Source organism: Streptomyces kryoterrae, assembly GCF_054072135.1.
Window position 1 is genome coordinate 8389754 of record NZ_CM133358.1, and the last position, 25747, is coordinate 8415500.

Annotated in this window: 26 protein-coding genes and 5 tRNA genes; 20 read left to right on the plus strand and 11 right to left on the minus strand. The window is 71.0% G+C overall.

The features are described from left to right. The first annotated feature begins 294 nt into the window (after positions 1–294). From ACW4TU_RS37270 to ACW4TU_RS37280, 3 genes are all read left to right on the plus strand, one after another. The gene (locus tag ACW4TU_RS37270; protein WP_457420652.1) at positions 295–1503 is read left to right on the plus strand and encodes a glycerophosphodiester phosphodiesterase; all 1209 of its coding nucleotides are present in this window, start codon (positions 295–297) and stop codon (positions 1501–1503) included. Positions 1504–1617: 114 nt separating this feature from the next. Continuing rightward, on the plus strand, positions 1618–2124 hold the full coding sequence (locus tag ACW4TU_RS37275; RefSeq protein WP_457420654.1) for an RNA polymerase sigma factor: 507 nt from the start codon (positions 1618–1620) through the stop codon (positions 2122–2124). Positions 2125–2169: 45 nt separating this feature from the next. Further along, a complete protein-coding gene (locus tag ACW4TU_RS37280; RefSeq protein WP_457420656.1) occupies positions 2170–2667 on the plus strand; it encodes a GNAT family N-acetyltransferase in 498 nt (165 codons plus the stop codon). A 95-nt stretch (positions 2668–2762) separates the two neighbouring features. Here the strand turns inward: ACW4TU_RS37280 and ACW4TU_RS37285 are convergent, their stop codons facing one another. Together ACW4TU_RS37285 and ACW4TU_RS37290 are read right to left on the minus strand one after the other, a co-directional pair. Then, a complete protein-coding gene (locus ACW4TU_RS37285) occupies positions 2763–3218 on the minus strand; it encodes a hypothetical protein (protein ID WP_457420658.1) in 456 nt (151 codons plus the stop codon). A gap of 1 nt (position 3219) precedes the next feature. Continuing rightward, positions 3220–3579 (minus strand): hypothetical protein, encoded by a 360-nt coding sequence (locus tag ACW4TU_RS37290; RefSeq protein ID WP_457420660.1) that lies wholly within the window; start codon positions 3577–3579, stop codon positions 3220–3222. Between the two features lie 429 nt (positions 3580–4008). Here ACW4TU_RS37290 and ACW4TU_RS37295 point away from each other — a divergent pair, with 429 nt between their 5' ends. The 8 genes from ACW4TU_RS37295 to ACW4TU_RS37330 all read left to right on the plus strand — a co-directional run bounded on the left by ACW4TU_RS37295 (position 4009) and on the right by ACW4TU_RS37330 (position 15104). After that, positions 4009–5052, plus strand: a complete 1044-nt coding sequence (locus ACW4TU_RS37295) for a methionine ABC transporter ATP-binding protein (protein WP_457420662.1) — start codon at positions 4009–4011, stop codon at positions 5050–5052. Then, the gene (locus tag ACW4TU_RS37300) at positions 5049–5810 is read left to right on the plus strand and encodes a methionine ABC transporter permease (protein WP_457420664.1); all 762 of its coding nucleotides are present in this window, start codon (positions 5049–5051) and stop codon (positions 5808–5810) included. Before ACW4TU_RS37295 ends, ACW4TU_RS37300 begins: the two co-directional genes overlap by 4 nt. A 100-nt stretch (positions 5811–5910) precedes the next feature. Continuing rightward, complete coding sequence (locus tag ACW4TU_RS37305) at positions 5911–6738, plus strand: MetQ/NlpA family ABC transporter substrate-binding protein (RefSeq protein ID WP_457420666.1); 828 nt, start codon at positions 5911–5913, stop codon at positions 6736–6738. A gap of 181 nt (positions 6739–6919) precedes the next feature. After that, positions 6920–7558: a GNAT family N-acetyltransferase gene (locus ACW4TU_RS37310; RefSeq protein WP_457420668.1), complete on the plus strand. Its 639-nt coding sequence runs from the start codon at positions 6920–6922 to the stop codon at positions 7556–7558. 139 nt (positions 7559–7697) lie between these two features. Continuing rightward, complete coding sequence (gene cbiE / locus ACW4TU_RS37315) at positions 7698–8918, plus strand: precorrin-6y C5,15-methyltransferase (decarboxylating) subunit CbiE (protein WP_457420670.1); 1221 nt, start codon at positions 7698–7700, stop codon at positions 8916–8918. 386 nt (positions 8919–9304) lie between these two features. Then, positions 9305–12787 (plus strand): nicotinate-nucleotide--dimethylbenzimidazole phosphoribosyltransferase, encoded by a 3483-nt coding sequence (cobT, locus tag ACW4TU_RS37320; RefSeq protein WP_457420672.1) that lies wholly within the window; start codon positions 9305–9307, stop codon positions 12785–12787. A gap of 200 nt (positions 12788–12987) precedes the next feature. After that, positions 12988–14220, plus strand: a complete 1233-nt coding sequence (gene cobA, locus ACW4TU_RS37325; protein WP_457420674.1) for a uroporphyrinogen-III C-methyltransferase — start codon at positions 12988–12990, stop codon at positions 14218–14220. A 65-nt stretch (positions 14221–14285) separates the two neighbouring features. Then, positions 14286–15104, plus strand: coding sequence for a TrmH family RNA methyltransferase (locus tag ACW4TU_RS37330; RefSeq protein ID WP_457420676.1), 819 nt, complete (start codon positions 14286–14288; stop codon positions 15102–15104). Positions 15105–15134: 30 nt separating this feature from the next. Here ACW4TU_RS37330 and ACW4TU_RS37335 read toward each other — a convergent pair whose 3' ends face one another. Then, complete coding sequence (locus ACW4TU_RS37335; RefSeq protein ID WP_457420678.1) at positions 15135–16592, minus strand: serine/threonine-protein kinase; 1458 nt, start codon at positions 16590–16592, stop codon at positions 15135–15137. 196 nt (positions 16593–16788) lie between these two features. Here ACW4TU_RS37335 and ACW4TU_RS37340 point away from each other — a divergent pair, with 196 nt between their 5' ends. The 4 genes from ACW4TU_RS37340 to ACW4TU_RS37355 all read left to right on the plus strand — a co-directional run bounded on the left by ACW4TU_RS37340 (position 16789) and on the right by ACW4TU_RS37355 (position 19313). Beyond that, positions 16789–17022, plus strand: a complete 234-nt coding sequence (locus ACW4TU_RS37340; protein ID WP_457420680.1) for a hypothetical protein — start codon at positions 16789–16791, stop codon at positions 17020–17022. 240 nt (positions 17023–17262) lie between these two features. Next, a complete protein-coding gene (locus ACW4TU_RS37345; protein WP_006375967.1) occupies positions 17263–17472 on the plus strand; it encodes a hypothetical protein in 210 nt (69 codons plus the stop codon). Positions 17473–17940: 468 nt separating this feature from the next. Next, a complete protein-coding gene (locus tag ACW4TU_RS37350; protein WP_457420682.1) occupies positions 17941–18906 on the plus strand; it encodes an aminoglycoside phosphotransferase family protein in 966 nt (321 codons plus the stop codon). A gap of 110 nt (positions 18907–19016) precedes the next feature. Next, positions 19017–19313 carry a TFIIB-type zinc ribbon-containing protein gene (locus ACW4TU_RS37355; RefSeq protein ID WP_457420684.1) on the plus strand — a complete coding sequence of 99 codons (297 nt, stop codon included), beginning with the start codon at positions 19017–19019 and terminating at the stop codon, positions 19311–19313. A 72-nt stretch (positions 19314–19385) separates the two neighbouring features. Here ACW4TU_RS37355 and ACW4TU_RS37360 read toward each other — a convergent pair. The 5 genes from ACW4TU_RS37360 to ACW4TU_RS37380 form a co-directional block, all read right to left on the minus strand. Continuing rightward, positions 19386–19457, minus strand: a tRNA-Val gene (locus ACW4TU_RS37360). A 43-nt stretch (positions 19458–19500) separates the two neighbouring features. Further along, positions 19501–19572 (minus strand) — tRNA-Val (locus ACW4TU_RS37365). A gap of 35 nt (positions 19573–19607) precedes the next feature. Continuing rightward, positions 19608–19679: transfer RNA gene (locus ACW4TU_RS37370), tRNA-Val, on the minus strand. Position 19680: 1 nt separating this feature from the next. Further along, positions 19681–19754 (minus strand) — tRNA-Cys (locus tag ACW4TU_RS37375). Positions 19755–19793: 39 nt separating this feature from the next. Beyond that, a tRNA-Gly gene (locus ACW4TU_RS37380) sits at positions 19794–19866 on the minus strand. A gap of 155 nt (positions 19867–20021) precedes the next feature. Between ACW4TU_RS37380 and ACW4TU_RS37385 the strand changes: the two genes are divergently transcribed. The 3 genes from ACW4TU_RS37385 (at position 20022) to ACW4TU_RS37395 (ending at position 22791) form a co-directional block, all read left to right on the plus strand. After that, positions 20022–21074 (plus strand): chorismate-binding protein, encoded by a 1053-nt coding sequence (locus ACW4TU_RS37385; RefSeq protein WP_457420686.1) that lies wholly within the window; start codon positions 20022–20024, stop codon positions 21072–21074. Continuing rightward, the gene (locus ACW4TU_RS37390) at positions 21071–21892 is read left to right on the plus strand and encodes an aminotransferase class IV (protein WP_457420688.1); all 822 of its coding nucleotides are present in this window, start codon (positions 21071–21073) and stop codon (positions 21890–21892) included. Before ACW4TU_RS37385 ends, ACW4TU_RS37390 begins: the two co-directional genes overlap by 4 nt. A 74-nt stretch (positions 21893–21966) precedes the next feature. After that, positions 21967–22791 carry a GNAT family N-acetyltransferase gene (locus tag ACW4TU_RS37395; protein WP_457420690.1) on the plus strand — a complete coding sequence of 275 codons (825 nt, stop codon included), beginning with the start codon at positions 21967–21969 and terminating at the stop codon, positions 22789–22791. Between the two features lie 39 nt (positions 22792–22830). Here ACW4TU_RS37395 and ACW4TU_RS37400 read toward each other — a convergent pair whose 3' ends face one another. Then, positions 22831–23373 carry a DsbA family protein gene (locus ACW4TU_RS37400; RefSeq protein ID WP_457420692.1) on the minus strand — a complete coding sequence of 181 codons (543 nt, stop codon included), beginning with the start codon at positions 23371–23373 and terminating at the stop codon, positions 22831–22833. 179 nt (positions 23374–23552) lie between these two features. Between ACW4TU_RS37400 and ACW4TU_RS37405 the strand changes: the two genes are divergently transcribed. Both ACW4TU_RS37405 and ACW4TU_RS37410 read left to right on the plus strand, forming a co-directional pair. Further along, positions 23553–24008, plus strand: coding sequence for a hypothetical protein (locus tag ACW4TU_RS37405; RefSeq protein ID WP_457420694.1), 456 nt, complete (start codon positions 23553–23555; stop codon positions 24006–24008). Positions 24009–24195: 187 nt separating this feature from the next. Next, positions 24196–24348 carry a hypothetical protein gene (locus ACW4TU_RS37410; protein ID WP_006375961.1) on the plus strand — a complete coding sequence of 51 codons (153 nt, stop codon included), beginning with the start codon at positions 24196–24198 and terminating at the stop codon, positions 24346–24348. A gap of 102 nt (positions 24349–24450) precedes the next feature. Here the strand turns inward: ACW4TU_RS37410 and ACW4TU_RS37415 are convergent, their stop codons facing one another. Together ACW4TU_RS37415 and ACW4TU_RS37420 are read right to left on the minus strand one after the other, a co-directional pair. Then, on the minus strand, positions 24451–25008 hold the full coding sequence (locus ACW4TU_RS37415) for a CGNR zinc finger domain-containing protein (protein ID WP_457420696.1): 558 nt from the start codon (positions 25006–25008) through the stop codon (positions 24451–24453). Between the two features lie 254 nt (positions 25009–25262). Continuing rightward, positions 25263–25676: an SsgA family sporulation/cell division regulator gene (locus tag ACW4TU_RS37420; RefSeq protein WP_004002642.1), complete on the minus strand. Its 414-nt coding sequence runs from the start codon at positions 25674–25676 to the stop codon at positions 25263–25265. Positions 25677–25747 lie beyond the last annotated feature (71 nt).

Sequence of the window (25747 nt, forward strand, 5' to 3'; positions counted from 1 at the left end):
GACGATACTCGCGCGTCGGGGGGTAACGCACATCGGGTTCACCCACTGCTTACGTACTGTTGACCCGCGTTTACCTGCGGTGGCGCGGTGTTGAGGGCAGGTGACGGTCCGCCACGAATGTGACGGAGGTCGCGCGAGTCGTACGGGACACACCGACCGCGTACCCACCGCGCCCGCTTCGATGCCGACATCCAGCGTGACCCGCGTGTTCCGCCCGAGGTCTCCCTGTCGACATGTACACGCACCTACGATCGGTCCGTTTGGACAGATGACGGTGCGGCAGGAGAGGCGCTCATGGGCACGCTGGAGTCGAACGGACATGCGCAGGGGGACTCGACGGGGGCGGGGCGGCGGACGCTCCTCGGAGCCGCGATGCTGGGTGCGGGCGGCGCGGTCCTCGGGCTGCCCGGCGCGGCGAGAGCCGACGCCCAGGACGCCGGGCAGGTCGCGCACCGGGACGTGAAGCACGGAGGCGGTGGCTTGAAGAGCCTGCCCGTACCGACGATCATCGGCCACCGGGGTGCCAGCGGCTACCGCCCGGAGCACACCTTCGGGTCGTACCAACTCGCCCTCGACCTGGGCGCGGACATCGTCGAGGCCGGTGACCTGGTCCCCACCAAGGACGGCCACCTCGTCTGCCGCCACGAGCCCGAGATCGGCGGGACGACGAACGTCGCCGACCACCCCGAGTTCGCGAGCCGCAGGACCACCAAGGTCCTGGACGGCGTCTCCCTCACCGGCTGGTTCACCGAGGACTTCACGCTCGCCGAGCTGAAGACGCTGCGCGCGATCGAGCGCGTTCCGGCCAACCGCCCGCACAACACCCTCTACGACGGCCGCTGGGAGATCCCCACCTTCGAAGAGGTCCTCCGCTGGCAGGACGAGCAGACCCGCAAGCGCGGCAAGCAGGTCTGGATCTACCCCGAGACCAAGCACCCCACCTACTTCCGAGCGCTCGGCCTGGGCCTGGAGGAGCGCGTCGCGAAGCTCCTGAAGAAGCACGGCAAGGACGGGAAGAACTCGCCGGTCATCCTGCAGTCCTTCGAGCCGACCAGCATCCAGCGCCTGAACCGGCTGGTGGCCAATCCGCTCGTCGTCCTCCTCTCGGCCGCGCAGACCCGCCCCTGGGACTTCGTGACGAACGGTGACCCGCGCACGGTCGCCGACCTGATCAAACCGGCCGGCCTGAAGGAGATCGCCTCGTACGCGCAGGGCATCGGCCCGACCCTCGACCTGGTCATCCCGAAGGACGCGGCGGGCGCGCTCACCTCGCCGACCACCCTGGTCGCCGACGCGCACAGGGCGGGCCTGATCCTGCACCCCTACACCATGCGCAACGAGAACCCCTTCCTGCCGGCGAACTTCCGCAAGGGCACGGACGCGGACGCCTACGGAGACGCCTTCGGCGCCTACCGGACGTACTTCGCGACGGGCATCGACGGCGTCTTCACGGACAACGCGGACACGGGTGTGCTGGCCCGCGCGGACTTCCTGAACGACTGAGGTGACGGGAGCGCCGAGGGGCAGCCGCGTCAACGGCTGAACGCCCGGCCCCGGTTGGGGTGACAACCGGCCGCTCCGGCAACCTTCCGCCGGGGCGGCCGCGTCGTGCCGCATATGACCCACGACATGGTTTCCGCCCTGCGCCCCCTGCTCGCCGCCGAGGCCTCGGCGGAGGCATATGCCTACGGCGCGGAACCGAGCGACCTGGAACAGGCCGTCTGGCTCCGCCTCCTGGAGCGCCTCGACTCCGACGGCCCGCCGGCCGACCCGCAGAACTGGCTCCGCCGGGCCGTCCGCTCCGAGGCCCGCCGCAACCGCCGTACCGCCCGCATCGAGCGGCCGTACGGCGACCAGCCGGCGGCCGACGACGGGCCGGGCCCCGAGCAGCTGGCCCTCACCGCCGCCCGGCACCGCGCCCTGCGTGACGCGGTACGTCGGCTGCCCGGCCGCTGCCCGAGCCTGCTGGAGGCGCTGCTGTCGCCGAAGGACCTCACATACCGGGAAATCGCGGGGGAGTTGGGTATCTCACAGGGCAGTCTTGGCCCGGAACGTTCCAGATGCCTGGGATGTCTCCGTCGTTTGCTGACGCCGGAGGTTGCGGCCCGCGAAGCGCGGGGATAGGAGTGAGGACATACGACTGAGCAGGTGAGCGGGAGGCGTGCACACATGGGCATGAGCGTGACCATCTCCGTGGCGACAGAACGGGACGCCGAACAGATCTTCCGGCTGCAGTACCTGTGCTTCCAGAGCGAGGCCGCTCTGTACGGCAACTACCGGATCGATCCGCTCGTCCAGAGCCTGGACTCCGTGCGGGAGGAAGTCGGCACGGACTGCGTCTTCGTGGCCCGGCTGGGCGAGGAGGTGGTCGGCTCGGTGCGCGGCACGCCGAACCCCGACGGCACGGCGTCCATCGGCAAGCTCTGCGTCCACCCCCGCCTCCAGGGCCACGGCATCGGCGCCCGTCTCCTGCGCGCGGCCGAGTCGGCGCTCGCGGAGGAACGCGGCGCCAAGAGGTTCCGCCTCAGCACGGGCCACCGCAGCGACAAGGGGCTGCGCCTGTACCGCCGCGTCGGCTACGAAACGGTGGGCACGGACAAGGGCACCGACGGCGTACCGATGATCGTCCTGGAAAAGCCGGCGGGAACGTACGCCACAACGGCCTGACCGGCGTTTTCGAGGGGCGCGGGGCTGTGACGAATTCGCGGCTCCGCCGCGTGGGCGCGACAGGCCCCCACCGGCCCGCGGTCGCGCAGCAGACCTCAGCCCGTCTCCCCCTGAGGCGTACGCGCCTGCCGCAACCAGTACATGGCGGAGATGGGCAGCAGCACCGGGATGAACAGGTACCCCATCCCGTAGTCGGACCACACGGTCGAGTCGGGAAACGCGGACGGCTCGACCAAGGTCCACGTACCCACGACCAACACCCCGACAAGCTCCCCGGCGCAACAGGCCAGCGCGGCGCGTCGCGCCGTCTCCCCGCCCCGCACCAGCGAGTACGTGATGAACCCGTACACCACACCGGCGACGGCCGACAGCGAGTAGGCGAGCGGCGCATGCCCGAACTCGGTCGAGATCTGCACGGCGGACCGCGACACCGCGCCGACGACCATCACGCCGTACAGCCAGACCAGCAGGATTCCCGGCCCGCTGATGAGCCGCTTCCGCACCGGCTTCCCCTCCGTGGACCCGGTCATGGGCTCCTCCGTGGTGGCCATCTCACGCTCCCCAGATGTCATAGAGCCGCACTTCCAGCACGGCCAGCACCACACCGCCGGCGGCGACCGTCACCGAGCCCCAACGGGTGCGTTCCGCCAACGACATGAACCCCGTCACCGGCACGCACGCCAGCGCGCCCAGCAGATACGCGACGAAGATCGTCGTACCCTGCTCCGGCTTCTCGCCCCGTGCGAGCTGGACGATGCCGACCACCAGCTGGACCACGGTGAGCAGGGTCACCACGCCCATGCCGATGAAGTGCCAGTCCTTGGTGGGCTGATCGCGAGAGGCGGCCCAGCCGCACCAGGCGGCGAGCGCGAGAGCGGCGACGGCGGTCGCGACCGTCAGGGCATCAAGCATGCCGCGACCCTATTACGGCGCAAAATGCCTGGTGCGCTCGGCCCCGCGGGGTCGTGCCGACGAGGTGATCGCCAAGGAGTCTGTCCGGAATATGGACAGACGTGGGACGGGCATTCTTGGCCCCACCCATACGTCTGCTTTACTGATCGCATGACCACTACGAGCAGCCGCATCCTTGCGACCGAGGCGACCCTGACGCCCGGTGCTCGTTGTATGTGTCGAATGTGCGCCTTCTAGAGGGCCCTCGCACCACTCCCTGAGCCTCGCGCCCCGAAGCGAGCCGCCGTGGCATGTCCGTACGCCGCAGCCGTATGTCTCCTCCGACTCATACACAGGCATTCGCATACGTGACCGGCCCGCGCCGCGCACATCCTTTTCCCGCGTCCGGGCACACCCACGCCCGCGCACTCGACAGTGACGGAAACCCCTGTGATCACCACGTCCGGCCTCACGAAGGTCTACCGCTCGCGCGGTCGTGAAGTCACCGCCCTCGACGGCGTCGACCTGCACGTCCGCGAAGGCGAGGTCTACGGCGTCATCGGCCAGTCCGGCGCCGGCAAGTCCTCGCTCATCCGCTGCGTCAACCTCCTGGAACGCCCCACCGCCGGTACGGTCACCGTCGCCGGGCAGGACCTCACCGCCCTGGCCGGGCGCGGACCCAGGGCGGGCCGGGAACTGCGCCGGGCACGCAGCCGCATCGGCATGGTCTTCCAGCACTTCAACCTGCTCTCCACCCGTACCGTTCAGGACAATGTCGAGCTGCCGCTCGAAATCCTCGGTACGTCGGGCAGGGAGCGGTCCCGCAAGGCGCTGGAGCTGCTCGACCTCGTCGGTCTCTCCGACAAGGCCAAGGCCTATCCGGCCCAGCTGTCCGGGGGCCAGAAGCAGCGCGTCGGCATCGCCCGCGCCCTCGCCGGCGACCCCAAGGTGCTGCTCTCCGACGAGGCCACCAGCGCCCTCGACCCGGAGACCACGCGCTCCGTCCTCCAGTTGCTGCGTGACCTGAACCGGCAGTTGGGGCTCACCGTGCTGCTCATCACGCACGAGATGGACGTCGTCAAGGCCATCTGCGACTCGGCCGCACTGATGGAGAACGGGCGGATCACCGAGTCCGGCACCGTCAGCGAGCTGCTCGCCACCCCCGGTTCCGAACTGGCCGCCGCGCTCTTCCCGGTCGGCGGCGAGGCCTCCGGGGACGACCGCACGGTCATCGACGTCACCTTCCAGGGGGACGCCGCCGCCCGGCCCGTCATCTCGCAGCTCTCGCGCACGTACAACATCGACATCTCGATCCTGGGCGCCGCGATGGCCACCGTCGGGGGCAGGCAGGTCGGCCGGATGCGCATCGAACTGCCGGGCGGCTACGAGGAGAACGTCGTGCCGGTCGGCTTCCTGCGCGAACAAGGGCTGCAGATCGATGTCGTGGAGCGGGCGGACCAGGAGTCCGTGCTGGTGAAGGACGGTGCCAAGTGACCTGGTCGGAAATGCGGCCCCTGCTGGAGCAGGCGTGTTGGGACACCCTCTACATGGTCGGCTGGTCCACGCTGATCGCCGTCGTCGGCGGGCTTCCGCTGGGCATCCTGCTGGTCCTGACCGATCGTGGCGGGCTCCTCCAGAACGTCCTCGCCAACAAGGTCATCGGGCAGGTCGTGAACGTCGCCCGCTCGATGCCGTTCATCATCCTGATGGTCGCGCTGATGAGCTTCACGCGGACCGTCGTCGGCACGACGATCGGCCGTGAGGCCGCCATCGTGCCGCTCGCCATCGGTGCGATCCCGTTCTTCGCCCGCCTCGTCGAGACAGCTGTCCGCGAAGTGGACCACGGGCTCGTCGAGGCCGTGCAGGCCATGGGCGGCAACACCTGGACCGTCGTCCGCAGGGTCCTCGTACCCGAGTCCCTGCCCTCGCTGATCTCGTCGGCCACCACGACCGTCGTCGCCCTCATCGGCTACTCCGCGATGGCCGGCACGGTCGGCGCGGGCGGCCTCGGCGACATCGCCGTCCGCTACGGCTACCAGCGCTTCGAGACCGGCCTGATGTGGATCACCGTGGCGATCCTCGCGGTCGTCATCTCGGTCATCCAGTTCGCCGGCGACCTCGCGGCCCGCAGGCTCTACCGGCGCGGCGGCGGTTCCGGTTCCGCGCCCGCGTTCCGGCTGCTGAAGGCCAGGCCCAAGGCAAGCCCGACGACCGGGGAATCCGCTGCCGCGGACGTCGGCAAGGCTGCCTGAGAGCCGCCGGACACCCTCCCTGACCCCTTCCACCCACCCGCGGATTTCCCCGTACCACCCATCACGGGGACAGCCATGCCCACATGGAAAGGCACTTTTCGTGCGTAACGTCATAAAGTTCACCGCCGCCGCCCTCGCCACCGGAGCCCTCACCCTGGGTCTCACCGCGTGCGGCTCGGAGAAGGACTCCGCCTCCGACACCAGCGGCCCACTGGTCGTCGGTGCGAGCACCGTCCCGCATGCCGAGATCCTCACCTACATCAAGGACAACCTGGCCAAGAAGGCGGGACTCGACCTGGACGTCAAGGAGTTCAGCGACTACACCACGCTGAACCCGGCGACCGAGGACGGGTCCGTGGACGCCAACTACTTCCAGAACCAGCCCTACCTCGACGAGTTCAACCAGAAGAACGGCACCGACATCGTGCCGGTCGTCACCGTGCACCTGGAGCCGCTCGGCCTCTACTCGAAGAAGCTGAAGTCGGCCGACGAGCTGAAGAACGGCGCCACCATCGCCGTCCCGAACGACACGGTCAACGAAGCGCGGGCCCTCAAGCTTCTCGACGCCAACGGGATCATCACCCTCAAGGACGGCGTCGGCAACGACGCGACCCCCAAGGACATCACCGAGAACCCGAAGAACATCGAGTTCAAGGAGCTGGAGGCGGCCCAGACCCCGCGCTCCCTGGACGACGTCGACGCCGCGGTGATCAACGGCAACTACGCCCTCGAAGCCGACCTCTCGCCCGCGAAGGACGCCCTCGTCTCGGAGTCCCCCAAGGACAACCCGTACGGCAACTTCCTCGCCGTCAAGAAGAGCAACGAGGGCGACCCCCGGGTCGCCAAGCTGGCGAAGCTGCTCACCTCCGCCGAGGTCAGGAAGTTCATCGAGGACAAGTACGACGGCTCCGTGATCCCCTCTTTCTGATCCCCCCTTCTGGTCCGGCCGCCGTCCGGTACCCGCCACCTTCGGTACGTACCGACACGTACGGGGTCCGCTCCCTCACCGGGTGTGGACCCCGTGATGCGGTTGTGGCGCCGCATGCTGCATGCTGGGCAGTTCATCAGGCCTTGCAGGTTCGAAGGTTTCGAAGGTTACGGAGTGGCGCATGACGAGCACCTTCCCCAACATCTCCATCAGCACGGAGCGGTTGGTACTGCGCCCCCTCGACGAGGACGACATCCCCGCGCTGGCCGAGATGATGAACGACGAACAGGTCGCCGCCTGGACCGATGTCCCCCAGCCCTTCACCGAGGAAGCGGCCCACACCTGGATCACCGAGTACGCGCCCGCCGAACGCACCGGGGGCCGGGGCCTCGACTTCGCCGTCACCGAGTTCCTCACCCAACGCCTCGTGGGCATCGTCCAGTTGTCCAAGACGGACTGGCACATCCGGTCCACCGAGCTGTCGTACATCATCGCCCCCTGGGCACGCGGCGAGGGCTACGCCTCCGAGGCCGCGCTCGCCACCTCCCAATGGGTGCTCGGCGACCAGAAATTCGAGCGCGTCGAACTGCGCACGGCCGCCGACAACACCGCCTCCCAGCAGGTCGCCCAGAAGATCGGCTGTATCAGCGAGGGCGTCCTGCGGAGCGCGTGCATAGCCCACGTCCGTGCCGAGGACGACACCTGGACCGACGTACGCACCGACTTCATCGTCTGGAGCCTGCTCCCCGAGGACCTCGAAGGAGCCGGCGAGGAACTGGCCGACACCGGCGGTTTCACGTCGTACTCCGACTGGAACTGAACCGAGGGGTACGCGACCGGACACCACGGGAACACCCGATACCCTCACGGAGCACCGATACGGCCGACTCCGTAGGGGATGCCCCCAAGTTCCCCCAGTTGCCCGACGACCACGCCGAACCCCCTGGAGACTGACGACGATGGCCGACCGGGTCACGGTGATCGGCTGGGACGGCTCACCCCTGAGCGCCTCGGCACGCGCCTCCCTCGGCGCCGCCACGCTGGTGGCCGGCTCGGCCCACCATCTCGCGCTCCCCGAAGTGCCTCCGGCCGCCGAACACGTCCGCCTCGGCAGCGTCGACCTCGCGGCCCCCCGCATCGCCGGCCATCGCGGCACCGCCGTCGTCCTCGCCGACGGAGACCCCGGTTTCTTCGGCGTCGTACGCACGCTGCGCAACCCCGAGTTCGGCCTGGAGGTCGAGGTCGTTCCGGCCGTGTCCTCGGTGGCCACCGCCTTCGCCCGCGCCGGCATGCCCTGGGACGACGCCCAGATCGTCGTCGCCCACCGCCGCACCCTGCGCCGCGCGGTCAACGTGTGCCGCGCCCACACCAAGGTCGCCGTCCTCACCTCACCCGGCGCGGGACCCGCCGAACTCGGCCTGCTCCTCGACGGAGTCCACCGCACCTTCGTCATCTGCGAGGAACTGGGCACCGAGCGCGAGCGGATCACGATCCTCACCTCCGACAAGGCCGCCGACCGCACCTGGCGCGACCCCAACGTGGTCATCGTCATGGGCGGCCCGGTCACCGGCAGCGCCGACAGCGACTGGATCGCCGGCCGCGACCCGGCGGCGGGTCCCCGCGGCTGGGCCCTGCCCACCGAGGCGTACGGGCACGGCTCGACCGAGTACGCGGAAGGCGAGACCGAGCTGCTGCGGGCCGCCCAACTCGCCCGTCTGGGACCGCGCGTGGGCGACCTCGTCTGGGACATCGGCTGCGGCAGCGGAGCCTTCGCCACCGACGCGGCCCGCAGCGGCGCCGCCGTCATCGCCGTCGACCGGAACGTGGACGCCTGCGCCCGCACCGACTTCACCGCCCGTCGCTTCGGCGTCCAGCTCCAGATCGTGCGCGGCGAGGCCCCCCACGTCCTGGAGGATCTCCCCGAGCCCGACGTCGTCCGCGTCGGCGGCGGGGGAGCGGCGGTGGTCTCCGCGGTCGCCGACCGGCGCCCGCAGCGCATCGTGACGCACGCGGCGACCCGCGACGCGGCCGAACTCGTCGGCCGCGACCTGACCGAGCACGGCTACCAGGTCGAGTGCGCCCTCCTCCAGTCCGTCGAGCTCGACGTCCGGGCCTGGACGGAGAAGGAGCGGAGCGTCGCGTTCCTGCTCAGCGGAGTGCTGCCCGACCGTGCCACCTGAGGCCGGTTGCCGTCCCGTGATCCTGTTGTCGTACTGCGCGCGGTAGGCTGGCCGACCGTTGCACTGCATTCGGTGGCCCGGCACTTCGTAACCCAATGTCCGGAAAGCGCACCCGTTTTGGGGTGAGTGTGGTACGGCGGAACCGTTGAGACGCGCAACGTGGCGCAGTCCACAGCGGTCCCTGGCGGATCAAGGTGCCGCTACGGCGGAACGACCGCAAGAATGCCAGTTGATGGCGAGAATGCCAGTTAGTGGCTTTGTCGTCTTTCTGGGACGGGTCGTTCGTGCCGCTGGGCGCGCATGCTCGTTCTTCACTACGGGGCGATCGGTGAGCCGTTACAGGTGAGCTGGTCGTAGAAGCACTAACCGATGGGCGAGGGGTACGCATGACCGACACCGGCCAGGTCCCGGCCGAGGGGCTGCCGGAGAACGCAGGCATGGTGGAACAGCCGGGCGTTCCCACGCACGGTGCGTACACCTACCTCTCCGAAACCACCGCCGAGGACGAAGACCTGCTGCTCCTCCCGGGCGCCCAGAGCGCGTGGGGCAACGAGGTCGCTCCACCCGCCCCGGCGCCCGTCGTCGAGGCCGTGCACGAGCCCGGCCCGCACGAGACCGGTGGCCGCGACAGCGGCTCGGTCGACCTGAGCGCCGTCCGGCTGGCGACCCAGACCGCCGTCTCCCAGACGCCGGCGCCGGTCGTGCCCCGCCGGCCGCTGCACCTCGGCCCGCCGACCCCGGACGCCTCCGCGAGCCCGGTCCGCTCCCTCGCCGACCGCGGCCCGGCAGGCACACCCGCACCGGTGCGCCAGTTCGGCATGCCCGTGCAGGCCCCCGAATACCTCGACGCGGCACCTCTGCCGGCCGAAGCGGTCCCGCAGGGCGCGGCCCCGTGGGGCACCCAGGCCCCGGCTCCCGCAGCGGTGCAGGCCGCGTCGGCCCCGCCGCTGGTGAGCGAGGCGGCGCACCCCGCGGAAACGGTTGCTCCACTTCTGGCCGAGATTCCGGCACCGGAACCGGCGCCCGAGGCGGCCGAGCTCCCGGAGCAGGCGGAGCCCGAGCCGGCGCTTCAGGAGACGACTCCGGAAGCCTCGTACGAGGAGCCGGCGGACACCTACGAGACGCCCGAGCCCGCCGCTCCCTCGGCGGCCCACCCGCCGGAGAACGCGTACGCCTTCGAGGCTCCCCGGATCCCGGATCCATCAGTGGTGCTTCCCGTGTCCCCCGAGATGGCGCAGGCCCCGCAGGAGGCCGAGGGCGCTGTGATCGTCGTACCGGAGGCGGAACCCGTAGTGCCGGAGGCGGAACCGGACCTTCCGGAGGCGGACCCCGTCCTGGACGCGCCGTTCGCACCGGAAGTGCCGGCCGTACCGGACGCGCAGGTCGCCCCGGACGTCCCGATGGCGCCGGAGGCTCAGTTCGCCCCCGAGGCCTACGAGGAGTTCGCCCCTCAGGCGGTGGACCTCGGCGCTCCCGTCGAGGCCCCTGTTGTCCCCGTAGGGGGGTTCCCGACTCCGCACGCCGAGGACGAACTCCCTGTTGCCCACCTCGCGGAACCGGCGTCCCAACCGGCGGACACCTCCGCCCAGGTGACCGAGGCCGTCACGTTCGCTGAGCCCCTGTACGAGGCAGTACCGGCGGAGGCGTCTGCCCCGGAACCCGTTGCCGCCGCGATCCCCGTCGCCGTGCAGTACGCGGAGCCCGTCGAGGAACCGACTCCGTTCGCCGAGCCGGCCTACCAGCCCCACCTGCCCGCCGAGCCACCGTTCGTCGAGCCGGTGGGCGAGTTCGTCCCGGTGGACGGCGCTGTGCCCACCACCCCGTACCTGGCCCCGACGCCCCCGGAGGAGGAGCCCGCGCCCGCACCGGCGATCACCCTCCGGACCCCGCAGCCGGAACCGGAAGCGGCGGAGACCGAGGACCCGGCCCTCCAGGAGGCCGAACCGACCCCCGAACCTGTGGCGGCGGCCCCGGCCGAGGAGCCCGAACCAGCCCTCGCCCCCCACCTCGACACCGTGGAGACGGCACAGCAGGCGGAGGACCTGGACACCAGGGTCGCCGACCAGGAGGGCCAGGAGGACCAGGAAGAGGGCGAAGAGAGCACGGCGCCGGTGGAAGACGTACGACAGTCCGCCGGCCCCGCCGCCCCCGGTTTCGACGACGCCGAGCGTCAGGCCGTGCTCAAGGTGATGCGCGAGCGCCGCGACATCCGCAACGGCTTCCGCAGCGACCCGATCCCGCACGACGTACTGCTGCGCGTGCTGGAGGCGGCCCACACGGCACCCTCCGTCGGCCACTCGCAGCCCTGGGACTTCGTCGTGATCCGCTCGGCCGAGACACGCGGCACGATGCACGAACTGGCCGCGCGGCAGCGGGAGGAGTACGCCAGGTCGCTGCCCAAGGGCCGGGCCAAGCAGTTCAAGGAACTGAAGATCGAGGCCATCCTCGACACCCCGGTGAACATCGTCGTGACCGCCGACCCGACCCGCGGCGGGCGCCACACCCTCGGCCGGCACACCCAGCCGCAGATGGCCCCCTACTCCTCCGCGCTCGCGGTCGAGAACCTGTGGCTCGCCGCCCGCGCCGAGGGCCTCGGCGTCGGCTGGGTCAGCTTCTTCGACGAGCGGGAGATGGTCCGCGCGCTGGGTCTGCCCGAGCACCTGGAGGTCGTGGCCTACCTCTGCGTCGGCTACGTCGACGAGTTCCCGGAGGAGCCCGAACTGCTGCAGGCGGGCTGGTCCAAGCGTCGTCCGCTGTCGTGGGTCGTGCACGAGGAGACGTACGGCCGTCGCGCGCTGCCCGGTGAGGAGCCGCACGACCTGCTCGCCGAGACCGTCGCCAACATCCGCCCGCTGGACGCCAAGGCGCTCGGCGAGGCGTGGGAGCGCCAGAAACGCATGACGAAGCCGGCGGGCGCGCTCGGCATGCTGGAGATCATCTCCGCGCAGCTGTCGGGGTTGTCCCGGATGTGCCCGCCCCCGATCCCCGAGCCTGCCGCGGTCGCGATCTTCGCGGGTGACCACGGAGTGCACGCCCAGGGCGTCACCCCCTGGCCGCAGGAGGTGACCGCGCAGATGGTCGCCAACTTCCTCGGCGGCGGCGCGGTCTGCAACGCCTTCGCGAACCAGGTGGGCGCCGAGGTCTGCGTCATCGACGTCGGCGTGGCCTCGGACCTGCCGGCCACCCCCGGCCTGCTGCCGCGCAAGATCCGCGCGGGCACGTCGGACATGACGACCGGCCCCGCGATGACCCGCGAGGAGGCCAAGGCAGCCATCGAGGTCGGCATCGAGACGGCCCGCGACCTGGTGGCGGCCGGCAACAAGGCCCTGCTCACGGGCGAGATGGGCATCGCGAACACCACGGCGTCGGCGGCCCTGATCTCGGTCTTCACGGACACGGACCCCGCGGAGGTCACGGGCCGGGGCACCGGCATCAACGACGAGACCCTCGCCCGCAAGACCGAGGTCGTCCGCCGTGCCATCGACTTCCACCAGCCGGACCCGGCCGACCCGATCGGCGTCCTGGCGGCGATCGGCGGCTTCGAACACGCGGCCATCGTCGGCCTGCTCCTCGGCGGCGCCTCACTCCGTACGCCGGTGATCCTGGACGGCGTCAGCGCCGGCGCCGCCGCCCTGGTGGCCCGCGCGATCGCCCCCGAGGTACTGGCCGCGTGCATCGCGGGCCACCGCAGCGCGGAACCGGGCCATGTGGCGGCCCTGAACAAGCTGGGCCTGCGCCCCCTGATCGACCTGGACCTCCGCCTGGGCGAGGGCACGGGCGCACTACTGGCCCTCCCGATGGTCCAGAGCACGGCGAGGGCGATGCACGAGGTGGCGACGTTCGACTCGGCGGGAGTAACAGAGAAGTAGGGCCTGTTTTGGCCGCGCGGCGCCGCACGCACGGGGGTCTGGGGGCAGAGCCCCCAGTTTCGGGAAGGGGTGGGCTTGGGGAAAGAGAAACCCCCACCCCCAGCCCCTACCCCACCCGCACCGTAAAATGCCCACGTCAGGGCTCGCGCCAGACCGACAGGCCCTGATCAGAACGACCCGCACGAGGGAGCCGCACCCCCATGGCCGAACACCCCGCCTACCCCGTAGGCCTCCGCCTCACCGGCCGCCGAGTGGTGGTCCTGGGCGCCGGCCAGGTGGCCCAGCGCCGCCTCCCCGCCCTCATCGCGGCGGGCGCGGACATCCTCCTCGTATCGCCGGAGGCAACCCCCTCCGTGGAGGCGATGGCGGACGCGGGCGAACTCATCTGGGAACGCCGCCCCTACGGGGACGGCGACCTGGCGGACGCCTGGTACGCCCTGATCGCGACCAGCGACGCCCAGGCCAACGCCCGGGCCTCCGCCGAGGCCGAACGCCATCGCGTCTGGTGCGTCCGTTCCGACGACGCCGACGCGGCGACGGCCTGGACCCCGGCCACCGGCCACAGCGAGGGCGTCACGGTCGCGGTCCTCACCACGGACGCCAAGGGCCGCGACCCCCGCCACACCGCCGCCATCCGCGACGCGGTCGTCGAGGGCCTGCGCGACGGCACACTCGTCGCACCCCACCACCGCACCCGCGCCCCCGGCGTCGCCCTGGTCGGCGGCGGCCCCGGCGACCCGGACCTGATCACGGTCCGGGGACGACGCCTGCTCGCCGAGGCGGACGTGGTGATCGCGGACCGGCTCGGCCCCCGCGACCTCCTCGCCGAACTGCCCCCGCACGTCGAGGTGATCGACGCCGCGAAGATCCCGTACGGCCGCTACATGGCCCAGGAGGCCATCAACAACGCGCTGATCGAGCACGCGAAGCTGGGCAAGCGGGTCGTACGGCTGAAGGGCGGCGACCCGTACGTCTACGGCCGCGGCATGGAGGAGGTTCAGGCGCTGGCCGAGGCGGGCATCGCCTGCACGGTCGTCCCCGGCATCTCCAGCTCGATCTCGGTCCCGGGCGCGGCCGGTATCCCGGTCACGCACCGCGGGATCGCCCACGAGTTCACGGTGGTCAGCGGTCACGTCGCCCCCGACGACGAACGCTCCCTCGTCGACTGGCCGTCCCTCGCGAAGCTGACCGGCACGCTGGTCGTCCTCATGGGCGTCGACAAGATCGGCCGGATCGCTCAGACGCTGGTCGCGCACGGCAAGTCCCCGGACACGCCGGTCGCCCTGGTCCAGGAGGGCACGACAGCTGCCCAGCGCCGCGTCGACGCGACCCTCGCGACGGTCGCCGAGACGGTCCGTACGCAGGACGTGAAGCCCCCCGCGGTGATCGTGATCGGCGCGGTCGTGAACGTAGGCCCGAAGACATTGCTGTAACCCCGGGTAACACAATCCGTTCCCAGCCGTTGGCACCGCACCCAGGACAAGGCAGTATCACCTCTGTGGCCGATCTCATCACCGTCGAGGACCCCGACGACCCGCGTCTGCGCGACTACACGGGACTGACCGACGTCGAACTGCGCCGCAAACGCGAGCCCGCAGAGGGCCTTTTCATCGCCGAGGGCGAGAAGGTCATCAGACGGGCCAAGGACGCCGGTTACGAGATGCGCTCGATGCTCCTGTCCGCGAAGTGGGTCGACGTCATGCGTGACGTCATCGACGAACTCCCGGCCCCGGTGTACGCGGTCAGCCCGGAGCTCGCCGAACGCGTCACCGGCTATCACGTGCACCGCGGTGCCCTCGCCTCCATGCAGCGCAAACCGCTCCCGACGGCGCACGAACTCCTGCAGACCGCACGCCGGGTGGTGGTCATGGAGTCGGTCAACGACCACACCAACATCGGCGCGATCTTCCGCAGCGCCGCCGCCCTCGGCATGGACGCGGTCCTGCTCTCCCCGGACTGCGCGGACCCCCTGTACCGACGCAGCGTCAAGGTCTCGATGGGCGCGGTCTTCTCCGTCCCGTACGCCCGTCTGGACACCTGGCCCAAGGGCCTGGACTCGGTCCGCGAGGCGGGCTTCACACTCCTGGCCCTCACCCCCGACGAGAAGGCCAAGACCCTCGACGAGACCGCCCCGCACAAGATGGACCGCGTCGCGCTGATGCTCGGCGCGGAGGGCGACGGCCTCTCCACCCAGGCCCTGGTGGCGGCCGACGAATGGGTGCGCATCCCGATGGCCCACGGAGTCGACTCCCTCAACGTGGGCGCGGCGGCAGCGGTCGCCTTCTACGCGGTGGCGACGGGCCGCCCCCAACCCTGAGCCGAGCCGACGCGCACCGGGCCCCGAACGTCAGTCGGTGTCGGCGTCCGGCCCTGACAGAGGCAGCCCGGGCGCCAACGGCCCACCGCCCCCACCGGGCTTGTCGTCCGGCCGCACCTGCTCCTGCCCGCCTCCGCTACGACCGCTGTCGTCCCCGAGCCCACGGCTCGGACCCTGGCAGCCCTGAGCGGCCGCGATCCCCAGGGCCACCAGCAGCGTCACCACGACGAACACGAACAACCGCTGCCGCAGCAGCCGCGGATTGGCGGGCCGCCGCCCGGTCCCCGTGCCACGCGGCGCCGGACGTCCGGCGCCGCTGCGCGGACCGGGACGGTTCGTGTTCCGCGCCCCGGGAACCGGCCGGGCCCCGGAACGCGACGACGCGGCACCACCGCGCGAGCCCCCACCGGTCCGCGACGGACTGTCCCCCCGCGAAGCACCGCCACCACCCCGGGACGGCACGCCGCCGCGCGACCCGGAGGCCCCCGACGCCGGCCCCTGTGGACGCCGCTGGGACTGTGACGGGGAAGGGGACGGCGAGTGGGGCTGGGTCTGCGAGTGATACGGCGGCCGATGGTCCGGATAGCTCTCGGTGAGCCGCCCCGTCGGCCGCTCCGCCTCGGCGCCACGCGGCCCGGGCGGCCGTGAGTCCGCCATGCCCTGCGCCTCGCGCGCCGCGATCTCCTTGAGCCGCAGCGACAGTTGGAGCGTGCTGGGCCGCTCCTCCGGATCCTTCGCCAGACACGCCCGTACGAGGGGTGCCAGCGCGTCCGGAACGCCCTGCAGGTGGGCCTCTTCATGCACCACCCGATACAGCATCACCTCGGAACTGCCGTGCCCGAAGGGCGAGTCGGCCATCGAGGCGTACGCGAGTGTGGCGCCGAGCGAGAACACGTCCGTGGCCGGTGTGACCGCCGCGCCGCGCACCTGTTCGGGCGCGAGGAAGCCGGGCGAGCCGACCGCCGTACCGACGTGGGTGAGCGTCGAGGCCCCGGTCGCCCAGGCGATGCCGAAGTCGATGATCCGCGGTCCCTTCGGGGACAGCAGGATGTTGGACGGCTTCAGATCCCGGTGCACGACACCGGCCTCGTGCACCGCCACCAGCCCCTCGGCGAGGGCGGCGCCGATGGAGGCGACGTCGGCAGCGGTGAGCGATCCCTCGTCGACGACCTTGTCGTGCAGGGAGGGCCCGGGCACGTACTGCGTGGCGAACCAGGGCCGGTCCGCGTCCAGATCCGCGGCGACGAGCCGCGCGGTGCACCCGCCCCTGATCCGCCGGGCCGCGGAGACCTCGCGCGCGAACCGGGAACGGAACTCCTGATCCTCCGCCAGATCGGGCCGGATCACCTTCAGCGCGACCCGCTGTCCCCGCTTGTCGGAGCCCAGGTAGACAACGCCCATCCCGCCCGCGCCGAGCCGTCTGTGAAGCCTGAACGAGCCGACGACGCGCGGGTCCTCGCGCCTCAGGCGCATCATCGCCATGTTCATCCCCGCTGCCCGGTCCGTTTGACGAGCGACAGCTTACGTTTCCACGGCCGGGTGCGCGCAGAGGCCGCGCCCTCTCGTCCCGATGGATTGTCAGTGCCGGGTGGGAGACTTGAAAGGTGGTCAGGGAGCGCGCGAACAAGGCGGCTTGACGGCGCGTGTGATCCCAACCACCCATCGCAGAAGGGGGATTGGACCCGTGAAGGGTGACCGCGTGGAGATAGTGGTGGATGCCGGGGACACGACACGTACGTATGAGGTGGTGGCCAGCAGGGCGGGCCGCAGGGTGGAGACGGCGGTACGCCGAGGCGTCGTGGAAGTGAGCGAAGTCACCAGGAACGGATCGGTCGTCCGCACGGCCCGCTTCATGGCGAACCGTGTCCTGGCGCTGGTCGAGCAGCCGGTGCCGAGGGAGGACAACTCGGAACACTAGGGACACACCGGGCACCCCTTCCGGGAAGACCCTGAGACCTGGGACCCCGTCTCCACCCAGGGGAGTACTCCGCAGGTCACAGGTCATCCTCCGGGAGGCCCGGCAATCGGTACGAGGGCATGACGACCTATACCCGTCGGCAGCCTAGATTTGAGGTCAAGCGGCGGGTGCAGCACTCGTCCCCCGAGGTCAGACACCCGCCGCTGCCAACCAACAGAAGAACGGTCAGGAGAGGGACCAATGGCCCACACGGCATCGCGGACGGCGCTCCGCACACAGGGACGCAAGGCGTACATCGCCGCGTTCCGCCCGCGCCGACAGGGCCAACGCCACCCGCTGGTGGCGACGGCCATGGTCCTCCCCCTGGCAGCCCTGCTCGTGGTCGTCTTCGGCGGCTGGGAAGCAGTGGTCACACAAGCGTCGTCCGTGGGAGTGATGCTGGGGCGCTGAGCGGCGACCCCAGGCCCGGAAGAGCGGTCCGGGCGGGGACATCCACCCATGAAACCCCGTGGGGACGGGGGTGCGGCGGACGGCAAAAAATGCCCGCGCAGCTGGGGAGCTGCGCGGGCATTGCCTTGCCCTCTTCAGCCCGAGCCTTGTTTCACATCCACCTGCCCCCACCACTCCTTCAGCCCCGGCCCAGGCATCTCAGCCCGTCCGGCGTTTGAGGACGAGGCACATTCAGCCCCAGGCCTGTTCCCGCCCCCACCGCGTCTGCAGCCCAGGCGGCACCCCCAGCCCGTCCGGCGTTTGAGGACGAGGCCGTTCAGGCCGAAGGGGGTCTGGGGCGCAGCCCCAGCGGGGTCCAGGGGCAGAGCCCCTGGGAACGGGACGGGTAGGGGCGGCGGGGGCGAAACACCCCACAGCAACCGGCCCCGTACCCTCGCGACCAGACCCACCCACGCCTCAGGGAGCCCCGTGACCGCCACCCCCTTGCTCGCCGACCTCACCACCCGAGCCAAGGCCAGGGCCCACTCCCGCACCCACCTCTCCCCCTCCCCTTGCCCCTGCGGCGCAGCCACCCTCACCGACCGCCCCGACGGCACCGTCGTCCGCCACGCGGACACCGTCGCGAAGGCCCACGCCCCGGACACCGCCCCCACCGAACTCACCGCCCGCCTCACCCTGGCCGCCCACCTCCCCGGCGTACTCCTGCCCCCGCTCAGCCCGACGCCCGTCGACCTGCACGGCAGGCTTGTGACGTTCTGGCCGTACGGCGACCCGGTAGACCCGGAGGACCCGGACGCGGCACCCTGGGAAGAGGCCGCCACCCTCCTCGCCCGCCTCCACCGGACCCCCGTCCCGTCAGGCCTGCCGCCCATGCGCGGCCCGGTCAAGGCGGCCCGCGCCATCGCACGCCTCCGGGCCACCACCCCACAGCCGGCCACCGAACCCGTCCTGCGCGCCTGGGCGACCCTCCCGGCCTGGGCCAGAGCCGAGGCCCCCATGCCCGACCTCCCCGGCCGAGCGCCCCGCCCGACCCTCTGCCACGGCGACCTCCACCTCGGCCAGCTCGTACGCCACCCCACCCCGGACGGGCCCTGGCTGCTCATCGACGTGGACGACCTCGGCGTCGGCGCCCCCGCCTGGGACCTGGCCCGCCCCGCCGCCTGGTACGCCTGCGGACTGCTCCCGCCCGACGAGTGGACCCGCTTCCTGACCGCCTACCGCACGGCAGGTGGCCCGGCCGTACCCGCCGACGGCGACCCCTGGCCCGCCCTGGACATCGCCGCCCGTGCCCTCACCGTGCAGACGGCCGCCCTGGCGATCGTCAAGGCGACTGCGGCGGATCGCCCGCTGGACGACGTACAGCAGGCCGTGGTCGACGCGTGTGCCCGAATGGGTTCGGTACCACCCGAGTTGGCCCGCGAAAACACGAAGTAGGGTGCAACCGACCGGAGCCGGACCGAGTCTGTCCTGGCGAGAAGCAAAACCGGATCAAGAAGCAGTATCTGATCAAGAAGCAGTACCGACGGCGAGGAGTTGAGCCGAGCATGCAGTGTCCGAAGTGCCATGCGCCGATGCACACGTACAACCGCAACGGAGTCCAGATCGAGCAGTGCAGCGGTTGCCGGGGGATCTTCCTCGACTACGGCGAGCTGGAGGCGCTGACCCGCGTGGAGTCCCAGTGGGCAGGACCCGCCGCGCAGCCGCCCCAGGCCCCGCAGGCCTACCCGGCCGCTCCCGCCCCCGCCTGGGGCGCCCCGCAGGGTGGCCACTACGGCGGCCATGGCGGTCACCACGGCAACAAGCGCCACAAGAGCTTCGGCCACATGCTGTTCTCCAGCTGACCGGAACGACCGACTGGAACCACGAAGAAGCCCCCCGGCCGTACGAGACGGCCGGGGGGCTTCCTCACTGTGTGGACGATACTGGGATTGAACCAGTGACCTCTTCCGTGTCAGGGAAGCGCTCTCCCGCTGAGCTAATCGTCCTCGGGACCACGAACCCGAAGGGCCGCGATTCGTGACTACTGCGTGCGCGATACTGGGATTGAACCAGTGACCTCTTCCGTGTCAGGGAAGCGCTCTCCCGCTGAGCTAATCGCGCGGGGACCCTTGCGGATCAAGGTCCTTGCGGACCAGTGGACGATACTGGGATTGAACCAGTGACCTCTTCCGTGTCAGGGAAGCGCTCTCCCGCTGAGCTAATCGTCCTTGGAGGTGGAGACGGGATTTGAACCCGTGTAGACGGCTTTGCAGGCCGTTGCCTCGCCTCTCGGCCACTCCACCAGGAGTGCGGGGGTTCGGGAAGATCCCCCTCTTCCTACGAGCGGACGACCAGGTTCGAACTGGCGACCTCAACCTTGGCAAGGTTGCGCTCTACCAACTGAGCTACGTCCGCATGTCGTTTCGGTACGCTCTCGCGACCCGGCGACGAGTTGAACTCTAGCGGATTCCGGTGCCAGCACAAAAACGCGTTTGTGCAGCGTGCTGCGCTGTGCCCGCTCGAAGCAATGGTCAGGGCACCCGCAGGACACCCGCCATAGACTCGGCGGTGTGTCCGATCTCGCTCCTCTCGCCCGCTTCGGCGGTGTCGTCGCCACCGGTCTCCTCGATGTCACCAGCGATCCCGAGGCCCTCGACTCCACCGGTTTCTGGGCCGTGTCCGCGGACTACGGCGGCCGTCTGACCTGCGCCCGCTTCCGGGACGTACGAGAGGAACCGGTGCCCGCGCCGAAGTCGGGACAGGGGGAGTGGCGGGGCCCGGCGGCCGGTGACTGGGCGTCATCCCTCGACCGCTCCGCGTACACGGCGGGAGTGCGCCGGATCCGCGAGCACATCGCGACCGGCGAGGTCTATCAGGTGAACCTCTGCCGGGTGCTGTCCGCGCCCGTCGCGCCCGGCGCGGACGTGGACGCACTGACCTCGCTGCTCGCTCACGGCAACCCGGCACCGTATGCAGGAACGATCCGCCTGCCCGCGCAGGGCGTCGAGATCGCCACCGCGTCCCCCGAACTCTTCCTCCGCCGCACCGGCCGGACCGTCGAATCGGGCCCGATCAAGGGCACCGGACGCACCGAGGCGGACCTCCTGGAGAAGGACTACGCCGAGAACGTGATGATCGTGGACCTGGTCCGCAACGACATCGGGCGCGTCTGCGCGACGGGCTCGGTGACCGTCCCCGAACTGTGCGTCGTCGAGAAGCACCCGGGGCTGGTCCACCTCGTGTCGACGGTACGGGGCGAGCTGCGCCCGCACACCGGCTGGCCGGAGCTGCTGGCCGCGGCCTTTCCGCCCGGCTCGGTCACCGGCGCGCCCAAGTCGAGCGCCCTGCGGATCATCGACGCCCTGGAGCCGGCTCCCCGGGGGCCGTACTGCGGAGGCATCGGCTGGGTCGACGCGGACCGGGGCACGGGCGAACTGGCGGTCGGCATCCGCACGTTCTGGATCGACCGGGCCGAGGGCATGCTGCGCTTCGGCACCGGAGCGGGCATCACCTGGGGTTCGGACCCCGAGGCGGAGTGGCGGGAGACCGAACTGAAGGCGTCCCGGCTGCTCGCGGTAGCGTCGGGGGCGTATGCGGCCAGTGGAGAGGGAACGTTGACGTGAAGCTATGGCTCGACGGCGGGTTGCAGGACACCGAGACCGCCCGTGTCTCCGTGTTCGACCACGGACTGACCGTGGGCGACGGCATCTTCGAGACGGTGAAGGCGGTCGACGGCCGGCCGTTCGCGCTCACCCGGCACCTGGACCGGCTGACGCGCTCGGCCCGCGGTCTCGGTCTGCCCGACCCCGACCTCGACGAGGTCCGCCGCGCCTGTACGGCCGTACTCGCCGCCAATCCCTTGCCCTTGGGCCGCCTGCGCATCACCTACACCGGTGGTCACGGTCCGCTCGGCTCCGACCGCGGGGAGCACGGCCCGACCCTGGTCGTCGCCGTCGGCGAGTCCGCCCGGCGGCCCGACTCGACCGCCGTGATCACGGTCCCCTGGACGCGCAACGAACGTGGCGCCGTCACCGGCCTGAAGACCACGTCGTACGCCGAGAACGTCGTCGCTCTCGCCAGGGCGCGCGAACAGGGCGCGTCCGAGGCGCTGTTCGGCAACACGGTCGGTCAACTGTGCGAGGGGACAGGGTCGAACGTCTTCGTCGTCCTGGGCGGCGAGCTCCACACCCCGCCGCTCGCCTCCGGCTGCCTCGCCGGCGTCACACGCGCCCTCGTCGTCGAGTGGACGGGCGCCAAGGAGACCGACCTGCCGCTGGCCGTCCTCGAAGACGCCGACGAGATCTTCCTGACGTCCACCCTGAGGGACGTACAGGCCGTGCGGCGCGTGGACGACCGCCGACTCCCGGACGTACCGGGCCCGGTGACGGCCAAGGCGATGCGGGTCTTCGACGAGCGGGCCGGGGACGGCCTCGACCCCTGATCGGGAGGGAAGCTTGCGGATAGCCGCATGTAAAGAAGCTGACGTCGGCCTCCGCAGCGGGTAGAACACCCCTGATGACCACCACCCTGCGGCCGACCGAGCCGCTCAAGCGCGAGGCCGACGGGGCGAGTTCACGCCGCTATCAGGTGTGCGTGAACGGCCGTCCCGTCGGCGCGGTACACCTCGTCACCCACCCCGAGTTCGGCGACTCGGTGGCGAAGATCCTGGACCTCCGCATCGACGAACGCGAACGGCGGCGTGGCCGGGCCACGGTGGCCGCGCTCGCCGCGGAGGAGGTGGTGCGCGGCTGGGGATGCCGGCGCGTGGAGGTGGCCGTCCCGGGCGACGCGCCGGCGGCCCTGCGGCTCGCGACCACGCTCGGCTACGTGCTGCGCAACCGCCGTATGGACAAGGCGCTCGGCGCCTCCCCGCCCGAACTGCCCGCCGGGAGCCGTGGCCGGCCCATGACGGAGGCCGAGTTCACGGTGTGGGAGGCGGCGGCCCGGCTGAGCTACGCGGAGAGCTGGATCGAGCGGGGCGTGCCGGCGGCGGAGGCGCACGCCAAGGCGGAACGGGACCACCGGCAACTGCTGCCGCGGGGCGTGGCCAGCGAGGGCATGACGCTCAGCGTCCTGGAACACGAGGGCACCCGGGTCGGCACCCTGTGGCTGGGCTCCCGCGAGAACGTCAGCTTCGTCTACGACGTCGAGGTCGAGGCGGACCACCGGGGCAGGGGCCACGGGCGCACCCTCATGCTCCTGGCGGAGGCCCAGTCGATCGACGGCGGGTGGCCGGCCGTCTCCCTGAACGTCTTCGCGGGCAACAGCCCGGCGGAACGGCTCTACGAGTCGTTGGGGTACGAGACGGTGACCCACCACCTGTACAAGGACCTGCTGTAGACCTGCCCGGCGATCCACCACCGCCGGGCGTGGGCGGCGTCAGGCGTCCTGCCCGGCCAGCAGCCGGTCCACGATCGCCTCGATCCGCTCCCGCAGCCCTTCCTGGCTCTTGCCGCCGTCGAGAAGCTCACCGGCGATGACGTACGTCGGTGTGCCGGTCACGCCGATCGCCTTGCCCTCGGCCTGGTCGGCGTCGACGATCAGGATGTGCCGGCCGTCGATCAGCGCGGTGTCGAACTCCTCGGCGTCCAGACCGAGTTCACCGGCCACCTCGACCAGGAAGGGTTCGCCCCTACGGTCCAGCTCCTCGACCCGGCCGAGCACGGCCTCGACGTACGGCCACGCCTGCCCCTGCTCCGCCGCCTCCTCGGCGGCCTGCGCGGCGGCGAAGGCGTGCTTGTGCCGCTCCAGCGGGAAGTGCCGCAGCCGCAGCTCCAGCCGGTCGCCGTAGCGGGCACGCAGGGCGTGTACGTCGTCCAGGGCGGTGCGGCAGTCCGGGCACTGGAGCTCGCACCAGACCTCGAGGACGGGCACGGAGGCCGGGGCGGGAGTGTCGGCGGGTGCGGGGGAGGAGTCGCTCATGGGCACCAGTTTCCCAGCCGCGGCCGTGTCCGTCGTACGAGGGGACCGCGACCTGTGGAGGAGCCGACCCGGAGATGTCCCTGATGTCGGGCCGGAGCATGGCATCGGAAGGACTGGGAGGTGCAGGATGGAAGGGACGAAGCGCATCCTGCGCGACCGAACGCTGCCTGGAGGACCGGATGATTGCCGAGACCGTGTGTTCCGCCGTCTCCGCGGCCGGCCTGGGCATCGCGGTGGTCACGGCGTACCGCAAGCGTTTTCTCGCGGCCGCCCGTATCGCCGCGTACTCGCTGGTTCCCGTCGGTCTGGTGATGACCGGGATCGTCGGGTGGGCGGCCGACACCGCGTTCAGCCCCTCCGCCTGGGCGGGCTTCGGCGTGCTCGGCGGCGCCTGGCTGCTGTTCACGGCCACCCGCGCGGTGGAGCGGCGAAGGGGCGGTTCGCGCAAGGAGCGCGGGGAGATGCCGGCCACACAGCGCGAGGCGGTGGCTCCGGCGGCCTCCGCGCCCTCGCTGGGGCAGGGGCGGGGCACGGTCTCCCGCCCGGCGGCCCAGCCCGCGGCCAAGCCGCGCGGTGGTGGTGCCGGGGACGACTTCAGTGACCTTGAGGCGATCCTGAAGAAGCACGGCATATGACGAAGAGCCGTGTATGACGGGGTACGGCAGGTGACGTACTGAAACGACACAAACGGCCGGGAGGCGACGGAGGTCGCTCGGAAGTGATCATGACTCGCTGCGGACATTACGGAATTCGGCGAACTACCGCGCATTCCGGGCGTGTTGATCGCGCAGAGGGTGTCGGCTGCGTCATCATCGCGGCGAGATGCTGGACACAACACAGAGCGAGGCCGTGCCGCCGAAGGACGAGCCGCGCGGGTGCCTCTTCGCCCTTTCCCAGCCACCGCTGATGATCTTCCTTGCGGTGATCGGGTGTCTGCTGCTCATGGCTTCGTTGCATGATCTGCTGTTGCTGTGAGCTGTACACGCCAGTCCCCGGCGCCACCCGCCGGGGGCTGCGTCAGCACCAGTGTCAGGTCTCCTGCTCGAAAGCTCTCCTGCCCGACAGGTCTTCCGCTCGTCAGCCCGCCGACTCCTTGCGGCGCGCCCGGTAGGCGGCCACATGAAGCCGGTTTCCGCAGGTCCGGCTGTCGCAGTAGCGGCGCGACCGGTTGCGGGAGACGTCCACGAAGGCGTGCCGGCAGTCCGGGGCCTCGCACCGCCGCAAGCGTTCCTGCTCGCCGGCGACCACGAAGAACGCGAGCGCCATCCCGCAGTCGGCGGCGAGGTGGTCGGCGATGGACGCGCCGGGGGCGAAGTAGTGCACGTGCCAGTCGTAGCCGTCGTGGTCGGTGAGCCGGGGCGTGGTGCCCGCGGCGGCGACCAGCTCGTTGATGACCGCGGCGGCGGTCCGGGCCTCCTGGGCCGCGAACACCCCGGCGAACCGTCCGCGGATCCTGCGCACGGCGGCGAGATCGAACTCCGACAGCAAGCCGATGTCACTGATGTTGTGGTTTCGTACGAAGTCCACGAGCGCGTCGACATCGGGCAGTCCGTCCGCCGAGTCGTCCTCCGGCGCGGTGTTCACCAGATCGACCACGGTGTCGAGGGCGCACCGGGTGTCGTGGGTGATCAGCACGTTGCTCTCCCTGGCCTGCCTGGGCGGTCGGGCGGGCACCCGCCCGCCGATGCTGGCCGATGGTAGTGGCTCACAGCGACGGAGGTGGGTGTCGGCCGTTGGCGGGGGCAGGGGCGGCGCCCGGGGAAGGACCCGCAGACGCACCGCCGCCGCCCCGCGGAAACCCGCGGGGCGGCGGCGGTGTGCCATATGCGGTTGTCACCCGAGCCGTCTCCCCGAGTGGACGGCGCTGGGCGGCTCAGTGGGGCCTCGTCCTAGCTTTCCGCCAGGATGTGTGACAGTTCCTGGTCGAGGTCGAAGTGGCGGTGTTCCGTGCCGGGTGGCACGGCGGCGTCCGTTCGCTTCAGGAAGGACTCCAGGGCTCGTGCGGGGGCTTCGAGCAGGGCCTCGCCCTCCGGGGAGCTGAGGGCGATGCAGACAACCCCCTGACCGTGGCTCCGGGACGGCCAGACTCGGACGTCACCGGTTCCGGTGGGCCGGTGGAGGCCCTCCGCGAGCAGGTCGCGGGCGAACACCCACTCGACGGTTTCCTCGGCTCCGGTGTGGAAGGTGGCGTGCACGGCGTAGGGATCGGCCGTGTCATACCGCAGTCCTGCGGGAACGGGCAGTGAGGACTCGCTCGACACAACGAGGCGCAGGTGCAGCTCGCAGCTGACCGTGGTGTTCATAAGCGCCAAGGCCTTTCGCTCAGTGTGCGCTCGGGGATTCGCACGTCGGCGAAATCGACATGCCACCTACG

Coding starts and splice junctions, on each gene's coding strand:
- ACW4TU_RS37270 (WP_457420652.1), top strand. CDS start 295: ATGGGCACGCTGGAGTCGAACGGACATGCGCAGGGGGACTCGACGGGG.
- ACW4TU_RS37275 (WP_457420654.1), top strand. CDS start 1,618: ATGACCCACGACATGGTTTCCGCCCTGCGCCCCCTGCTCGCCGCCGAG.
- ACW4TU_RS37280 (WP_457420656.1), top strand. CDS start 2,170: ATGGGCATGAGCGTGACCATCTCCGTGGCGACAGAACGGGACGCCGAA.
- ACW4TU_RS37285 (WP_457420658.1), bottom strand. CDS start 3,218: ATGGCCACCACGGAGGAGCCCATGACCGGGTCCACGGAGGGGAAGCCG.
- ACW4TU_RS37290 (WP_457420660.1), bottom strand. CDS start 3,579: ATGCTTGATGCCCTGACGGTCGCGACCGCCGTCGCCGCTCTCGCGCTC.
- ACW4TU_RS37310 (WP_457420668.1), top strand. CDS start 6,920: ATGACGAGCACCTTCCCCAACATCTCCATCAGCACGGAGCGGTTGGTA.
- cbiE (WP_457420670.1), top strand. CDS start 7,698: ATGGCCGACCGGGTCACGGTGATCGGCTGGGACGGCTCACCCCTGAGC.
- cobT (WP_457420672.1), top strand. CDS start 9,305: ATGACCGACACCGGCCAGGTCCCGGCCGAGGGGCTGCCGGAGAACGCA.
- cobA (WP_457420674.1), top strand. CDS start 12,988: ATGGCCGAACACCCCGCCTACCCCGTAGGCCTCCGCCTCACCGGCCGC.
- ACW4TU_RS37335 (WP_457420678.1), bottom strand. CDS start 16,592: ATGAACATGGCGATGATGCGCCTGAGGCGCGAGGACCCGCGCGTCGTC.
- ACW4TU_RS37345 (WP_006375967.1), top strand. CDS start 17,263: ATGGCCCACACGGCATCGCGGACGGCGCTCCGCACACAGGGACGCAAG.
- ACW4TU_RS37355 (WP_457420684.1), top strand. CDS start 19,017: ATGCAGTGTCCGAAGTGCCATGCGCCGATGCACACGTACAACCGCAAC.
- ACW4TU_RS37395 (WP_457420690.1), top strand. CDS start 21,967: ATGACCACCACCCTGCGGCCGACCGAGCCGCTCAAGCGCGAGGCCGAC.
- ACW4TU_RS37400 (WP_457420692.1), bottom strand. CDS start 23,373: ATGAGCGACTCCTCCCCCGCACCCGCCGACACTCCCGCCCCGGCCTCC.
- ACW4TU_RS37405 (WP_457420694.1), top strand. CDS start 23,553: ATGATTGCCGAGACCGTGTGTTCCGCCGTCTCCGCGGCCGGCCTGGGC.
- ACW4TU_RS37410 (WP_006375961.1), top strand. CDS start 24,196: ATGCTGGACACAACACAGAGCGAGGCCGTGCCGCCGAAGGACGAGCCG.
- ACW4TU_RS37420 (WP_004002642.1), bottom strand. CDS start 25,676: ATGAACACCACGGTCAGCTGCGAGCTGCACCTGCGCCTCGTTGTGTCG.